The sequence below is a fragment of the Belnapia mucosa genome (assembly GCF_016775475.1).
GTDB lineage: Bacteria > Pseudomonadota > Alphaproteobacteria > Acetobacterales > Acetobacteraceae > Belnapia > Belnapia mucosa.
The window spans coordinates 408,386-423,156 of the sequence record NZ_JAEUXJ010000002.1 but is presented as its reverse complement, the minus strand read 5'-3'; the positions used below and the strand labels follow the sequence as shown (position 1 = coordinate 423,156).

The following is a 14,771-nucleotide window of genomic DNA, read 5'->3' as shown; positions in this document are numbered from 1 at the left end:
ATGGAAGCCTTTACCCGCCTCGATTCCGTCGCGGTGCCGCTGCCGCGGCCGAATATCGATACCGACCAGATCATTCCCGGCCGCTTCCTCTCCCGCCCGCGGGAGGTGGATCACAGCGCCTTCCTCTTCCACGACGCCCGCCGCCTGCCAGGCACCGAGGAGCCCAACCCGGACTTCCCGCTGAACCAGGAGGCCTACCGGCCCGCCCGGATCATCGTCGCGGGGCGGAATTTCGCCTGCGGCTCCTCGCGGGAGAGCGCGGTCTGGGCGCTGTTCGATGCCGGCTTCCGCTGCGCCATTGCCCCGAGTTTCGGCGACATCTTCCGCAACAACGGGATGAAGAACGGGTTGCTGCCGGTGGTCCTGCCGGCCGAGGCAGTGGCCGCGCTGATCGCGCAGATCGAGGCGGCGCCGGGCGCCCGCGTCACGGTCGATCTCGTGGCGCTGACAGTGACCTTCCCCGACGGCACGGTGCATGGCTTCGAGGTCGATCCCTTCGCCCGGCATTGCCTGCTGGAGGGGCTGGACGAGATCGGCCTCACCCTCTCGCTCGAGGACCAGATCGCCGCCTTCGAACGCCGCTTCGGGCGGGAGAACAGCCGATGAGGCGCCGGGCCCTGCTGGCCGGTGCCGCCGCGCTGGCGGCCATGCCGGCCCAGGCGGCCGATGCCCTGGCGGCGCTGGAGGCGCGGCAGGGCGGGCGGCTCGGCGTTGCCATCCTCGATACCGGCACCGGGCGGATGCTGGCCCATCGCGGAGAGGAGCGCTTCCCGCTCTGCAGCACCTTCAAATTCCTCGCCGCGGGCCTGGTCCTGGTGCGGGTGGACCGGGGCGAGGAGAGGCTCGACCGCCACATCGCCTATGGGCGGGAGGCGCTCGTGCCCTATTCCCCGGTGACCGGGCCGGGGGCGGAGGCCGCCGGGCTGACTATGGGCGCGATCTGCGACGCGGCGGTGACGCTCAGCGACAATACCGCCGGGAACCTGATGCTCGACAGCTTCGGCGGGCCGGCCGGGCTCACGGCCTGGATGCGGGGCCTCGGCGACCCGGTCACGCGGCTGGACCGGCGAGAGCCGGAGCTGAATGTCGTACCGCCGGGGGATGAGCGGGACACGACCACGCCGCTGGCCATGGTCGGGCTGATGCGGAGCCTGCTGATCGGCGATGCGCTGCGCCCTGCTTCGCGGGAGCAGCTGGCGGCCTGGCTGGTCGCCTGCCGGACCGGCGATAAGCGGCTGCGGGCGGGGCTGCCGGCCGGGTGGCGGGTCGGGGACAAGACCGGCACCGGGCCCGAGCCGGACTCGGCGACCAACGACATCGGCCTGGCCTGGCCACCGGGCCGGGCGCCGATCCTCATCGCCGCCTATCTGGTCGGCGCGCGGGGCGCGGAGGCGGAGCGGAGCGCGGTGCTGGCGGAGGTTGGCCGGATCGCCGCCCGGAGCGCCTGACGGGGTCTTGCCAGACCTCGCCCCTGGCCGGAGCATGCGGCACCCGCCGAAGGAGCCCTGGCCATGCGCCCGAACAGCCTCCATGCCGCCGATCTGGCGCATCTTGTCCACCAGCAGACCGATCTCGGGGCGCATGAGTCGGAGGGCGCCATCCTCATCGCCAGCGGCAACGGCGTCCGCGTCACCGATACCGAGGGGCGGGAGTATATCGAGGCGATGGCCGGGCTCTGGTGCGCCTCGCTCGGCTTCTCCGAGCGGCGGTTGGCCGAGGCGGCCTACAAGCAGATGCTGGCCCTGCCCTACTACCACACCTTCTTCCAGAAGGGGCATGAGCCGAGCGTGCGGCTGGCCGAGAAGCTGGCTGCCATCGCGCCCGAGGGGCTCGGCCACGTGCTGTTCCAGTGCAGCGGCTCCGAGGCCAATGACGCCGCGATCAAGCTGATCTGGTACTACAACAACATCCGCGGCATGCCGCAGAAGAAGAAGCTGATCGGCCGGGTGCGCGGCTACCACGGGAATACGGTGGCGACCGCCTCGCTGTCGGGCCAGCCGCATATGCAGGCGGATTTCGACCTGCCGCTCGGCGACCGGTTCCTCCACCTCTCGAACCCCAACTACTACCGCTTCGGCCAGGAGGGCGAGACGGAGGAGCAGTTCAGCGCCCGGATGGCGGAGGAGCTGGAGGCGCTGATCGCGCGCGAGGGGGCGGACACCATTGCCGCCCTCTTCGCCGAGCCGGTGCAGGGCGGCGGCGGCGCCATCACCCCGCCGCGCGGCTATTTCGACCTCATCCAGCCCATCCTGAAGCGGCACGACATCCTGCTCGTCGCCGATGAGGTGATCTGCGGCTTCGGGCGCACCGGCAGTCTCTGGGGTTCCGAGACCTATGGCATGCAGCCGGACATGCTGGTCTGCGCCAAGCAGCTGACGGCCAGCTACCAGCCGCTCTCGGCGCTGCTGATCTCCGACCCGATCCATGCGGCGCTGATGGCGGGCAGCAGGAAGCATGGCAGCTTCGGCCATGGCTTCACCTATGGCGGGCACCCCGTGGCCTGTGCCGTCGGGCTTGAGACGCTGGCGATCTATGAGGAGCGGGACATCATCGGCCATGTCCGCGCCGTCTCGCCTGTCTTCCTTGAGGGGCTCGGGGCGCTGCGCGACCATGCGCTGGTGGGCGATGTGCGGGGCGTCGGGCTGATCGCCGGCGTCGAGTTGGTGGCGGACAAGGCCAGCAAGGCCCCCTTCCCGCCCGCCGCCAAGGTGGGGCTGCTGGTGCAGGAGCGCTGCCAGGCGGCCGGGCTGATCGTCCGCGCCATCGGCGACCGCATCGCCTTCACCCCGCCGCTGATCATCACGGCGGAGGAGATCCGCGAGATGTGCGGCCGGTTCAAGGCCGGGCTGGATGCCGCCTGGGCGGAGATCGAGGGGAAGGCGCTGGCGGCGGAGTAGCCGCCAGCCCTGGCCGTCAGCTCCGGTAGGAGCCGTTGATGTCGATATAGCCGTGGGTGAGGTCGCAGGTCCAAACCCGCGCCTTGCCGCGGCCGAGGCCGATATCCACCGTGATCTCGACCTCCCGCCCCTTCATATGGGCGACGACCGGGGCCTCGTCATAGCCGGGGACGACGCCGCCGTCGCGGGCCATCCAGGTGCCGCCGACGGCGATGCTGAGCTTGTCGCGATCCGCCGGCTCGCCGGACTTGCCGACGGCCATGACGATGCGGCCCCAATTCGCGTCCTCCCCGGCGATGGCGGTCTTCACCAGCGGCGAGTTGGCGATCGCCATGGCGATCCGATGCGCGGACTTGGCGCTGACGGCGCCGGTGACGTCGATCTGGATGAGCTTCTGCGCCCCCTCCCCGTCCCGCGCCACCTGGAGGGCGAGGTCGAGCAGCAGCTCATCCAGGGCCCGGGCGAAGTCGCGCAGGATGGCGCCGCCCTCGGCCGGGACGCGGGGATGCTTCGCCTGGCCGGTGGCGAAGAGGATGACGCTGTCGCTGGTCGAGGTATCGCTATCGACCGTGATGCAGTTGAAGGACCGGGCCGAGCCCTTGGACAGCAGCGCCTGCAGCGCCGCGGCCGGTATCTTCGCATCGGTGGCGAGGAAGCTCAGCATGGTCGCCATGTCGGGCGCGATCATGCCGCTGCCCTTGGCGATGCCGGCGATCGTCACCGTGGCATCCCCGATGGTCGCGCTGCGGACCGCGGCCTTCGGGAAGGTGTCGGTGGTCATGATCCCACGCGCCGCATCGGCCCAGCGATCCGGGCTGAGCGCGGCATGCAGCGCCGGCAGGGCGGCGGTCAGCCGCTCATGCGGCAGGGTCTCGCCGATGACGCCGGTGCTGGCGAGGAAAACCTCGCGCGGCTTGCAGCCGACCAGGGCGGCGGCGGCCTCGGCGGTGGCGGCGGTCGCCTCGCGGCCAGCCTTGCCGGTGAAGACATTGGCGTTGCCGGCATTCACCACCAGCGCCCGCGCGCGGCCAGCCTTCAGCGCGGCGCGGCACCAATCGACCGGCGCGCCGGGGCATTTGTTGCGGGTGAAGACGCCCGCGACCGTGGTGCCGGGGGCGAATTCCAGCATCGTCAGGTCGGCGCGGCCCTTGTATCGGATCCCCGCCTCGATCACGCCCAGGGTGACGCCGGCGATCGGCGGCAGCTCCGGCATCGGTTGGGCAAGCGGGGAGACGGGCAGCGGGCCGGCCATGGTCTGGGTCTTCTCAGCGACGTTGCGGTTGCGGGGCGGGACGGCCGGCGGCGGCCGGCGGCGCGGCGGCGGGCGGCGTGGCCGCCGGCGGCGCCGCAGTGTCGAGCAGCGAGGGCGCCGGCTGGTCCAGCCGCTCCACCTTCACGGAGGCGCGGGCGCGCTCGACCACCGCCGGCACCTGCTCCTCCAGCATCTTCTGGCGCAGCTCGCTGCGGCTTTCCTCGAAGCTCTTCACCGGCGCGGCGCGGCGCTCCTCCAGCTTGATCACATGCCAGCCGAAGGGGCTGCGGACCGGGGCGGGGCTCACCTGGCCGGGCTGGAGGGCGAAGGCCGCCTCGGCGAATTCCGGCACCATATCGGCGCGCTTGAAGAAGCCGAGATCGCCGCCGTCGTGCGCCCCGGGATCGCGCGAGCGGCGCTTGGCGAGATCGGCGAAATCGGCGCCGCCGGCGAGCTCGGCCAGGACCGCCTTCGCCTCCGCCTCGGTCTGGACGAGGATGTGGCGGGCATGCACCTCCTCCTCGCCCTGGCGGCGGCCGGCATCCTGGTCGTAGCGGGCGCGCAGCGCGGCATCGGTGACGATCGCGTTCACCTCGCGGGACAGGTAGGCCTGCTGCAGCTCCTGGTCCTCGGCCCGCTGCATGCGGCGCCGCACCTCCTCGTCGCGGTCGAGGCCGGCGGCGCGGGCGGCGGCGGTCAGGGCGCGTTCCGTGATGGTGCGGTCGACCAGCTGCTTGGCCAGCTCGGGCGGCAGCATCTGCATCAGCATCGGGCCGGGCATGCCGCGCATCTGGGCCGGCAGCACGTCCTGGGCGGTCGCCATCACATCCGAAAGCCGCACCGGCTCCCCGTTGACCCGGGCCAGGACCGGGTCCTCGGCCTGCTGCGCGCCCGCCGCCGATGACGTGGCGGCCGGTGGTGTGCCAGCCGGCTGGGCCAGGGCGCCGAGCGGGAACAACAGGGCGGCCAGAAGGACGGGGCGGAAGGGCATGCGGCGGGGAGGCTCCGGGAAAAGGCGCCGGACAATGCCGGATGCGTCAAGGGGCGGCAAGCGGGCCGGCGTTGACCTGCGCCCGCCGCTTGCCTATCTCTTCGCCCGCGCCAGACCAGGAGCCAGGCCCCGGCTCCGGGCTCGCCTCGGCCGCCCTTGGCGCCGCCATTGCCGAGGCCCGCGCGGATTCCCCGCGCCCCTCGCCGGAGAAGCCAGGTCCGCATGTTCGCCCGCATCGCCCGCGCCCTGTTCGGCACCACCAATGACCGGGCGCTGAAGCGCCTCCAGGCCCGGGTGCCGGAGGTCAATGCGCTGGAGCCCAGCCTCGTCGCCCTGTCGGACGAGGCGCTCCAGGCCAAGACCACCGAATTCCGCGAAAGGCTCGCCCGGGGCGAGGAGCTGGACGCGCTGATGCCCGAAGCCTTCGCCACGGTGCGGGAGGCGGCGAAGCGCGTTCTCGGCCTCCGGCATTTCGATGTGCAGATGATCGGCGGCATGGTCCTGCACGAGGGCAAGATCGCCGAGATGAAGACCGGCGAGGGCAAGACCCTGGTCGCCACCCTGCCCGTCTACCTCAACGCGCTGTCCGGCAAGGGCGTCCATGTCGTCACGGTGAACGACTACCTGGCGAAGCGCGACTCCGAATGGATGGGTCGGCTCTACCGCTTCCTCGGCCTCTCGACCGGCGTCATCGTCCATGGGCTGACCGATGACGAGCGCCGCGCCGCCTATGCCGCCGACGTGACCTACGGCACCAACAACGAATTCGGCTTCGACTACCTGCGCGACAACATGAAGTATCAGCTGACCGAGATGGTGCAGCGGGACTTCAACTACGCGATCGTGGACGAGGTCGACAGCATCCTGATCGATGAGGCGCGCACGCCCCTCATCATCAGCGGCCCGTCCGAGGACAGCTCCGACCTCTATCGCCAGGTGGACGAGGTCGTGAAGCGGCTGGTCGAGGACAAGTCGACCTTCGACAAGGACGAGAAGCAGCGCACCGCCAATCTGACCGACACCGGGTCGGAGACGGTCGAGGAGATGCTGCGCGAGGCGGGGATGCTGGAGGAGGGCAATCTCTACGACTTCCACAATGTCACGCTGGTCCATCATGTGAACCAGTCGCTGCGGGCGCATGTGCTGTTTTCCAAGGACGTCGACTACATCGTCCGCGACGACAAGGTCGTCATCATCGATGAATTCACCGGCCGCATGATGGAAGGCCGGCGCTATTCGGACGGGCTACACCAGGCGCTGGAGGCGAAGGAGCACGTCACCGTCCAGCCGGAGAACCAGACCCTCGCCTCCATCACCTTCCAGAACTACTTCCGGCTCTATCCCAAGCTCTCCGGCATGACCGGCACGGCGGCGACCGAGGCCGACGAATTCGCCGAGATCTACAAGCTGGAAGTGGTCGAGATCCCGACCAACGTCCCCGTCGCCCGCAAGGACAGCGACGACGAGGTCTACCGCTCGGCCGCCGAGAAATACGAAGCCGTCATCAAGCTGATCGACGAGGCGCGGACGCGCGGCCAGCCCTGCCTGGTCGGCACCACCAGCATCGAGAAGTCGGAGCTGATCGACGGGCTGTTGAAGCAGCGCGGCATCCCGCACCACGTGCTGAACGCCCGCTTCCACGAACAGGAAGCGACGATCATCGCCCAGGCCGGCCGCCCCGGCGCCGTCACCATCGCCACCAACATGGCCGGCCGCGGCACCGACATCCAGCTCGGCGGCAATGCCGAGATGCTGGCGCGGCAGGAGACGGGTGCGAGCGAAGGGCCGGACTACGAGGCGGCGCTCGCCCGCCACAAGGCGGAGGTCGAGGAGGCGCGTGCCAAGGCCAAGGCCGCCGGCGGCCTCTTCGTCATCGGCACCGAGCGGCATGAGAGCCGACGCATCGACAACCAGCTCCGCGGCCGCTCCGGCCGGCAGGGCGATCCGGGCGCCAGCCACTTCTTCCTCTCGCTGGAAGACGACCTGATGCGCATCTTCGGCAGCGACCGCATGGGCGGGATGCTGCAGAAGCTCGGCCTGAAGGACGGCGAGGCGATCGTCCATCCCTGGATCAACAAGGCGCTGGAGAAGGCGCAGAAGAAGGTCGAGGCGCGCAACTTCGACACGCGCAAGAACCTGCTGAAATACGACGACGTCATGAACGACCAGCGGCGCGAGGTCTATGCCCAGCGCCGTGCCTTCATGCAGGCGCCCGAGGTGGCCGAGACGGTGGCCGAGATGCGCCGCGAATGCATCGAGGCCATGGTCTCGGCCGCCATCCCGGAGAACGCCTATCCCGAGAGCTGGGACGTGGCCGGGCTGGAGGCGAAGGTGCGCGACCAGCTCGGGCTCGAGCTGCCGGTCGTCGCCTGGGCCAAGGAAGAGGGCATCGATGAGACCCAGGTCCGCGAGCGGATCGAGGCCGCGGCCGAGCAGCACTACGCCGCCAAAGCCGCCAATGTCGGCCCCGACCTGATGCGCATGGTCGAGAAGTCGCTGCTGCTGCAGATCTTCGACGCGGTCTGGAAGGAACACCTGCTGGCGCTCGACCACCTGCGCCAGGGCATCGGCCTCCGCGCCTATGGCCAGCGGGATCCGCTGAACGAGTACAAGTCCGAGGCTTTCGGCCTGTTCAACGGCATGCTCGCCGATATGCGGGAGCGGGTGACGAGCGTGCTGATGCGGATCGAGCTGCGCCCCGAATCGCCGCCGCCGATGCCGGAGCCGGTCCGGATCCTCGACATGCGCCATCCGGAGCCGGCGATGGGCGAGATGGCCCTGGCCGGCGACGGTTTCGAGCCCGCACCAATGGCCCCGCCCGCCGCACGCATGGCGGAGGGTGTCGATCCGGCTGACCCGGCGACCTGGAACCGCACGCCGCGCAATGCGCCCTGTCCCTGCGGCAGCGGCAAGAAATACAAGCATTGCCACGGGAAGGTCTGAGGTCGACGACCTAGGCCAAAACAGCCAGGCAGGAACCATGCCCGACGGATGAAGGTGAGGATATCCGCGTTGATGGTCCCGGCCTGCGTGGCGTGTCGTGGCTGCGGCTGCCGTCATCGACAGGATGCAGGCGGCAGCGAGCTTGAGGCTTCGCCGCCGCGACCGTCCTGGCGAAAGCGATCCCGATGCCGATCATCCGGTCGTAAAAGCCGATGGCCGGCTCCTCTCCCGATCCTCGTCATGGATGCTGGTGCCGTCCTTGACGGTGATGCCAGGCGCGGGATGGGCAGGGCGCCCAGCCCGGCGGCCTGTGCTGCGGTCTTGAACCCTCGGCGATTGGGTGGCATTCCCGCCTTTGCAGGAGCTGCCGCTTTCCCATGGTCCGCATGCTGTCCCGTCACCACCTGACCGGCCTTCGCCGGGCCCTGACGGGCCTGGTGGCGCTGGTGCTGCTGGTGACGGCGCTCGGAGCCGGCATGGCGCCGGCCCATGCCCATGGTGCCGGTCGGACACCGGTCTCCGTCTCCGCTACGTCGGGCGAGCATGGCGGCACCGGCGGCAAGGCAGCCAGGCATGACGCCTGTCATGGGCTGCGCTGTGCGTGTCACGGCGGCACCTGCCCCGATACAGTGGCCGGGCTCAGCCATCCGCTGGTTGCCCGCATCCTGCCGAGGCTCCTCGGCCTGGAGCCGGTCCTGACCTCGCGCCAGGACGCCCCGCCGCTTCAACCTCCACGCGCCTGAACCCGGTCTGATCTGCGCGTCTGCGATGCACGCGGCGCGCATGTGCAACCGTATTCAGGGGCGGAGTGATGCGTACACTTCTGTTTTCGGCCAGGCTGGCCGCGCTGGTGGCGCTGCCGGTGGTTTCTGGCATGGCATCGGCTTCTGCCCGAGAGGCCACCATTCCACCTGCAGCCCCTGCCAGCGGCGCCTTGCGCGTCGCCTCGCCGGAAGCTGCCGTGACCCTCGCCCTGCAACGCTCCCCGAGTTTGGGCGCGGCGCAGGAAGCAGTGCGCGCGAGCCGGGGCGAGCAGCTCCAGGCCGGGCTGCGGCCAAACCCCGAGCTCCAGCTCAGCCAGCAGAACAACAGCGGGTCCGGCCCATACCGGACCGGCCGTCCGCTGGAGACCAGCGCCGGCCTGTCGCAACGGCTCGAGATCGGTGGCCAGCGGGCCGCCCGCTCCGCCCTCGCCGCCCGGGATGTGACCCTGGCCGGGCGCGACCTGGCTGCGGTCCAGCTCGACCTGGTGCGCGATGTCCGCGCGGCCTACGCCCGGGCCGTGGCAGCACGGCGCGCCGTGACCATCGAGCAGGAACGCCAGCGCCTCGCCGCGGACGTGCTGCGTGCCACAGCTGAGCGCGTGCGCGCCGGCCGTGAGGCGCCAGCGCAGCAGCTGCGGGCGGAAACGGCGCTGTCCACTGCCTCGATCGCGCGGGACCGGGCCCAGCGCGAGGCGACGGTGGCGCGTCGCGCGCTGGCGGTCCTGCTGGCGGCGGAGGAGGTCGAGCTGGCCGGTCGTGCCGCCGACATCTGGTTCGCGGAAATCGGCCCGGCACCGGCGGCCACCGGCCTGCGCGCTGCGGCCAATCCCGACTATGCGCGGCTCGATGATGCCGTTTCGCGCGCCCGTGCCGCCCTGGACCTGGAGCGGCGGCGCGCCGTCCCGGACGTCACGGTCAACGGGGCCGTCAGCCAGTACCGCGAGGCCTCCTCGCGCGCCACCGATACGGCCTTCCTGCTGGGCCTGTCCGTGCCGCTGCAGCTGTTCGACCGGAACCAGGGCAATATCGCGCGTGCCGGCGCCGACCTGACCCGCACCGAACTGGCGAGCCAGCAGGCGCGCCGGATGCTGGAAGCTTCGCTGGCGGATGCCGGCCAGCGCTTCGAGGCCGCCTGGCAGGAAGCCGATGCATTGCGCCGCACCGTGCTGCCGGGGGCGGAGCGGGCTTTCGGCTATGCCCGCGAGGGCTACCGCGAAGGCAAGTTCTCCTTCCTCGAGGTGCTCGATGCCCAGCGCAGCTTGTTCGAGGCGCGCAGCCAGCTGAACGACGCCCTGCGCGAGGTTCACACCCGCCGTGCCGAGCTGGACCGCCTGAGCGGCGGCCCGCTGATCGGCGCCACGCAACCCACCAGGCCAGGAGGCCGGCCATGACGACGATCCGTTTCACGACCCTGACCGGCCTCACCATGATCGCGCTGCTGATCGGCGCAGTGGGCGGCGTCGGGCTGCGCCCGGTGGATTCTGCGCTGCATGCATTCCTGGCGATGCCCGCTGCCACGCTCGCGACTGAGGGGCAGGACCATGCCGAGGAGGCGCATGGCGAAGGCGAGCTGCACTTAACGGCCGAGCAGATCGAGGCTGCCGGCATTCGCCTGGCCGATATCGGCGAGGGCAGGATCGCCCGCCAGCTCAGCGCACCGGGCACTATCACCGCCAGCGCCGACCGGCTGGCCCGTGTTCCGGCGCGGGTGGCCGGCACGGTCACCGAGCTGCACCGGCGCCTGGGCGACCAGGTCGCGGCCGGCGAGGTGCTCGCCGTGGTGGAAAGCCGTGAGATGGCCGAAGCCAAGGCGACCTATCTGGCGGCCGTGCGAGCCGAGGCCCTGGCCCGCACCACGGCGGAGCGGGAACGTCGGCTCTGGGAGCGGAAGATCTCGGCCGAGCAGGATTTCCTCAAGGCCCGCACCGAGGCCGAGGAAGCACGCATCCGGGTCGATCTGAGCCGGGCGAAATTGTCGGCCCTGGGTCTTGGCACCGCAGAGATCGAGGCGCTGCCCAGCCAGCCTACCGACGCCTTGCGGCGTCAGGAGATCCGTGCCCCGCTGGCGGGCCGCGTCACCGACCGGCGCATCGATATCGGCACCTCCGTCTCACCGGAGACGGAAGCCTTCGTGGTGGCCGATCTGTCGGTGCTGTGGGTGGAGCTGGCCATATCGGCCAGCGATCTGGCCCACCTGCGCGAAGGCCAGGCGGTGCACCTCACCGGCGGCGCCACCGGCCAGGCAGGCGAGGGCAAGGTCGTCTTCGTCAGCCCGATGCTCGACAGCCAGACCCGCACGGCGCGCGCAGTGGCCGAGCTGCCGAACCCGGACGGGCGGTGGCGGCCGGGCGCCTTCGTCACGGCCGGCATCGCGACCGAGGCGCAGAGCGTCGCGCTGTCCGTGCCGACCGAGGCCCTGCAGACGGTGGAAGGCAGGACGGTGGTGTTCGTCCGCACCGAGGGGGGATTCATCAAACGCGAGGTGGTGCTGGGGCGCCGCGATGAGCGCAGTGCCGAGCTGGTCTCGGGCGCGCAAGCCGGCGAGCAGGTCGCCACTGCGAACAGCTTCGTCCTGAAAGCCGAACTCGGCAAAGGCGAAGCCGAGCATGCCCATTGAGGAGGCGGGACCATGATGGAACGTCTGATCGCCTTCTCGATCGCCCGCCGCTGGCTGGTGGTGTTCGCCACGCTGCTCGCCGCCGCCGCCGGCATCTGGGCCCTGGCCCGCCTGCCGATCGATGCGGTGCCGGATATCACCAATGTCCAGGTGCAGATCAACACGGTGGTCCCGGCACTGTCGCCGGAGCAGGTCGAAAAGCAGGTGACCTTCCCGGTGGAGACGGCGATGGCCGGCATCTCCGGGTTGCGCTCCACCCGCTCGATCTCGCGCAACGGCTTCTCCCAGGTGACCGTCATCTTCCAGGACGGCACGGACATCTATTTTGCCCGCCAGCAGGTCGGCGAGCGACTGCGCGAGGCGGAGGAATCCCTGCCGCCAGGCGCCGAGCCGCGCCTGGGGCCGATCTCCACCGGCCTCGGCGAAATCTATATGTGGGCAGTCGAGTACATCCCGGCCGGCGATCCGGCCCGGCCGGCGCCGAAGGATGGCCAGCCGGGCTGGCAGAGGGATGGCAGCTATCTCACCCCGGCTGGCGAGCGCCTGGCCGAACCGGCGCAGCGGCTGGCCTATCTGCGCACGCTGCAGGATTGGGTGATCCGGCCGCAGCTGCGCAATGTGCCGGGGGTCGCCGGCGTGGACGGTATCGGCGGCTATGTGAAGCAGTACCATGTCCGCCCCGACCCGCAGCGCCTGCTCGGCCTGGGGCTGACCTTCCGCGCGCTGGTCGAGGCGCTGGAGCGCAACAACTCCGCCATCGGTGCCGGCTATGTCGAACGCGGCGGCGAGGGCTATGTGGTGCGGGCCGACGGGCGCATCACGACGCTCGAGCATATCCGCGACGTGGTGGTGGAGACCCGCGAGGGCACGCCGATCCGGCTGCAGGACGTCACCACGGTGGCGCTCGGCCAGGAGCTGCGGGTGGGCAGCGCCAGCCGCGGCGGCGAGGAGGTGGTGATCGGCACCGCGCTGATGCTGCTTGGCAGCAACAGCCGCACGGTCTCCGAAGCGGTGGAGGCCAGGATGCGCGAGGTGGCGCGCGCCCTGCCCCCCGGCGTGCGGGTGCAGACGGTGCTGAACCGCAGCGATCTGGTGGAGGCGACGATCCACACGGTGGCCAGGAACCTGGCCGAGGGCGCGCTGCTCGTCATCGCCGTGCTGTTTCTGCTGCTCGGCAATTTGCGCGCGGCGCTGATCACCGCCGCCGTCATCCCGGTCACCATGCTGCTCACCGCCACCGGCATGCTGAAAGCCGGCCTGTCCGCCAACCTGATGAGCCTGGGTGCGCTCGATTTCGGATTGATTGTCGATGGCGCGGTGATCATCGCCGAGAACAGCCTGCGCCATCTCGCGGAGCGCCAGGCGGAGGCCGGGCGCATCCTGACCAGGCGCGAGCGGCTGGAAACGATCCGGGTTTCCGCCGTGGAGATGGTCCGGCCATCCGTCTTCGGCCAGGCGATCATCATCCTGGTCTATGTGCCGATGCTCACCTTCACCGGCATCGAGGAGAAGATGTTTGCGCCGATGGCGCTCACCGTGATGATCGCCCTGCTGGCCGCCTTCATCCTGTCGCTGACTTTCGTGCCGGCGGCCATCGCCCTGGCCCTGACCGGCCGGGTGCAGGAGAAGGAGAACTGGCTGGTCCGTGGCCTGAAGTCCCGCTACGCGCCGGCCCTGCGATACTCGGTCGGCCGTCCCCTGCCCTTCATCCTGGGCGCTGCCGGCCTGTTCGGCCTCTCGCTGCTGCTCTCGACCCGATTGGGCCAGGAGTTCATCCCGACTCTCGATGAGCGCAACCTGGCGGTCCAGGCGCTGCGCATACCGAGCACCAGCCTGTCGCAGTCGCAGTCGATGCAGCTTGCGCTCGAGCGCACGGTCTCGCGCTTTCCCGAGGTGGCCTATGTCTTTTCCAAGACCGGCACGGCGGAAGTCGCCACCGATCCGATGCCGCCGAACGCGTCAGACAGCTTCATCATGCTCAAACCCCGGGAGGCCTGGCCCGATCCGTCGCAGACCAAGGACGAACTGGTGGCGCGTCTCTCCGAAGCTTTGGGCAAGCTACCCGGCAATGCCTACGAGTTCACCCAACCGATCCAGATGCGCTTCAACGAATTGATCGCCGGGGTGCGCGGCGACCTGGCCATCAAGGTCTTCGGCGACGAGTTCGAACCCATGCTGGCAACCGCGAACCGCATCGCCGGCATTCTGCGGCAGACCGAGGGCGCGACGGATGTGCGGGTGGAACAGGCAGGTGGCCTGCCCTTCCTCGATATCCGCATCGACCGGGCCGCCGCCGCGCGGCGCGGCTTGGCGGTCGCCGATGTGCAGGAGGTGATTGCCATCGCGGTCGGCGGCCGCCCCGCCGGCCTGCTGTTCGAGGGCGACCGCCGGTTCGAGATCGTGGTGCGCCTGCCCGACAGCGTCCGCAGCGACCTGGAAGCCTTGGGCAACCTGCCGGTGCCCTTGCGCATAACGGGGAGCGGACCTGTTCCCACCGTGCCGCTGCGGGACTTGGCCAGCTTCGTGACCACCGAGGGGCCGAACCAGGTCAGCCGCGAGAACGGCAAGCGCCGGGTGGTGGTCCAGGCCAATGCACGCGGGCGCGATATCGGCTCGCTGGTGGCCGAGGTGCAGGCGCGCGTCGCCTCGGAGGTCGCGCTGCCGACCGGATACTTCCTGGAATGGGGCGGGCAGTTCGAGAACCTGGCGGCCGCCCGCGCGCGGCTGATGGTGGTGGTCCCGATGGTCTTCGCCGCGATCCTCGTCCTGCTCTATGCGGCGCTGCGCTCCTGGCGCGACGCGGCCCTGGTCTATAGCGGCGTGCCGCTCGCCCTGTCCGGCGGCATCCTGGCGCTATGGCTGCGCGGCATGCCGCTTTCGGTCTCCGCTGCCGTCGGCTTCATCGCGCTCTCCGGCGTGGCGGTGCTGAACGGCCTGGTGATGGTGTCGCGCATCCGCCAGCTGATGGCCGAGGGCATGCCTCATGCCCAGGCGGTCGTGGAAGGTGCGATGACGCGGCTGCGCCCGGTGGTGATGACGGCGCTGGTAGCCTCGCTCGGCTTCGTGCCGATGGCGATCGCCACCGGCACCGGCGCCGAAGTGCAAAAGCCGCTCGCCACTGTGGTGATCGGTGGCCTGATCAGCGCCACGGTGCTGACCTTGCTGGTGCTGCCGGCCCTTCATCTGCGCTTCGGCACGAACGCGATCTGGCGTGCTGATGACGATGAGCAGGACAGGCCAGCGTCTGCCCATTCAGCGACCTTGGCCAAAAAGCACCAGGAACCCGTGACCTAGTGGAAAGTGGGCC

The 14,771-nt window shown here is 70.3% G+C and carries 10 protein-coding genes; 8 read left to right on the top strand and 2 right to left on the bottom strand.

Annotation, left to right across the window (positions count from 1 at the left end; translation table 11 throughout):
* The 3 genes from leuD to JMJ55_RS06595 all read left to right on the top strand — a co-directional run bounded on the left by leuD (position 1) and on the right by JMJ55_RS06595 (position 2,897).
* The gene (gene leuD / locus JMJ55_RS06605; protein ID WP_202824719.1) at positions 1-606 is read left to right on the top strand and encodes a 3-isopropylmalate dehydratase small subunit; all 606 of its coding nucleotides are present in this window, start codon (positions 1-3) and stop codon (positions 604-606) included.
* Complete coding sequence (gene bla, locus JMJ55_RS06600; RefSeq protein ID WP_202824718.1) at positions 603-1,448, top strand: class A beta-lactamase; 846 nt, start codon at positions 603-605, stop codon at positions 1,446-1,448. The genes leuD and bla overlap by 4 nt, the downstream gene beginning before the upstream one ends.
* 63 nt (positions 1,449-1,511) lie before the next feature.
* Positions 1,512-2,897: an aminotransferase gene (locus tag JMJ55_RS06595; protein WP_202824717.1), complete on the top strand. Its 1,386-nt coding sequence runs from the start codon at positions 1,512-1,514 to the stop codon at positions 2,895-2,897.
* Positions 2,898-2,913: 16 nt separating this feature from the next.
* On the opposite strand, the gene argJ is transcribed toward JMJ55_RS06595, so the two are convergent.
* Together argJ and JMJ55_RS06585 are read right to left on the bottom strand one after the other, a co-directional pair.
* Positions 2,914-4,149 (bottom strand): bifunctional glutamate N-acetyltransferase/amino-acid acetyltransferase ArgJ, encoded by a 1,236-nt coding sequence (gene argJ, locus JMJ55_RS06590; RefSeq protein ID WP_202824716.1) that lies wholly within the window; start codon positions 4,147-4,149, stop codon positions 2,914-2,916.
* Positions 4,150-4,162: 13 nt separating this feature from the next.
* Complete coding sequence (locus JMJ55_RS06585; protein WP_202824715.1) at positions 4,163-5,140, bottom strand: peptidylprolyl isomerase; 978 nt, start codon at positions 5,138-5,140, stop codon at positions 4,163-4,165.
* A 222-nt stretch (positions 5,141-5,362) separates the two neighbouring features.
* Between JMJ55_RS06585 and secA the strand changes: the two genes are divergently transcribed.
* The 5 genes from secA (at position 5,363) to JMJ55_RS06560 (ending at position 14,758) form a co-directional block, all read left to right on the top strand.
* A complete protein-coding gene (gene secA / locus JMJ55_RS06580) occupies positions 5,363-8,083 on the top strand; it encodes a preprotein translocase subunit SecA (RefSeq protein WP_202824714.1) in 2,721 nt (906 codons plus the stop codon).
* A 377-nt stretch (positions 8,084-8,460) separates the two neighbouring features.
* On the top strand, positions 8,461-8,826 hold the full coding sequence (locus JMJ55_RS06575) for a hypothetical protein (protein ID WP_202824713.1): 366 nt from the start codon (positions 8,461-8,463) through the stop codon (positions 8,824-8,826).
* Between the two features lie 218 nt (positions 8,827-9,044).
* Positions 9,045-10,238, top strand: coding sequence for a TolC family protein (locus JMJ55_RS06570; protein WP_202824712.1), 1,194 nt, complete (start codon positions 9,045-9,047; stop codon positions 10,236-10,238).
* A gap of 35 nt (positions 10,239-10,273) precedes the next feature.
* Complete coding sequence (locus tag JMJ55_RS06565; protein ID WP_202824711.1) at positions 10,274-11,464, top strand: efflux RND transporter periplasmic adaptor subunit; 1,191 nt, start codon at positions 10,274-10,276, stop codon at positions 11,462-11,464.
* 12 nt (positions 11,465-11,476) lie between these two features.
* Complete coding sequence (locus tag JMJ55_RS06560) at positions 11,477-14,758, top strand: efflux RND transporter permease subunit (RefSeq protein ID WP_202824710.1); 3,282 nt, start codon at positions 11,477-11,479, stop codon at positions 14,756-14,758.
* Positions 14,759-14,771 lie beyond the last annotated feature (13 nt).

Excerpts from the sequence above, each read along its gene's own strand:
- JMJ55_RS06575 (WP_202824713.1), top strand. The coding sequence starts at position 8,461 with ATGGTCCGCATGCTGTCCCGTCACCACCTGACCGGCCTTCGCCGGGCC.
- JMJ55_RS06560 (WP_202824710.1), top strand. The coding sequence starts at position 11,477 with ATGATGGAACGTCTGATCGCCTTCTCGATCGCCCGCCGCTGGCTGGTG.
- argJ (WP_202824716.1), bottom strand. The coding sequence starts at position 4,149 with ATGGCCGGCCCGCTGCCCGTCTCCCCGCTTGCCCAACCGATGCCGGAG.
- secA (WP_202824714.1), top strand. The coding sequence starts at position 5,363 with ATGTTCGCCCGCATCGCCCGCGCCCTGTTCGGCACCACCAATGACCGG.
- JMJ55_RS06565 (WP_202824711.1), top strand. The coding sequence starts at position 10,274 with ATGATCGCGCTGCTGATCGGCGCAGTGGGCGGCGTCGGGCTGCGCCCG.
- JMJ55_RS06585 (WP_202824715.1), bottom strand. The coding sequence starts at position 5,140 with ATGCCCTTCCGCCCCGTCCTTCTGGCCGCCCTGTTGTTCCCGCTCGGC.
- leuD (WP_202824719.1), top strand. The coding sequence starts at position 1 with ATGGAAGCCTTTACCCGCCTCGATTCCGTCGCGGTGCCGCTGCCGCGG.
- bla (WP_202824718.1), top strand. The coding sequence starts at position 603 with ATGAGGCGCCGGGCCCTGCTGGCCGGTGCCGCCGCGCTGGCGGCCATG.
- JMJ55_RS06595 (WP_202824717.1), top strand. The coding sequence starts at position 1,512 with ATGCGCCCGAACAGCCTCCATGCCGCCGATCTGGCGCATCTTGTCCAC.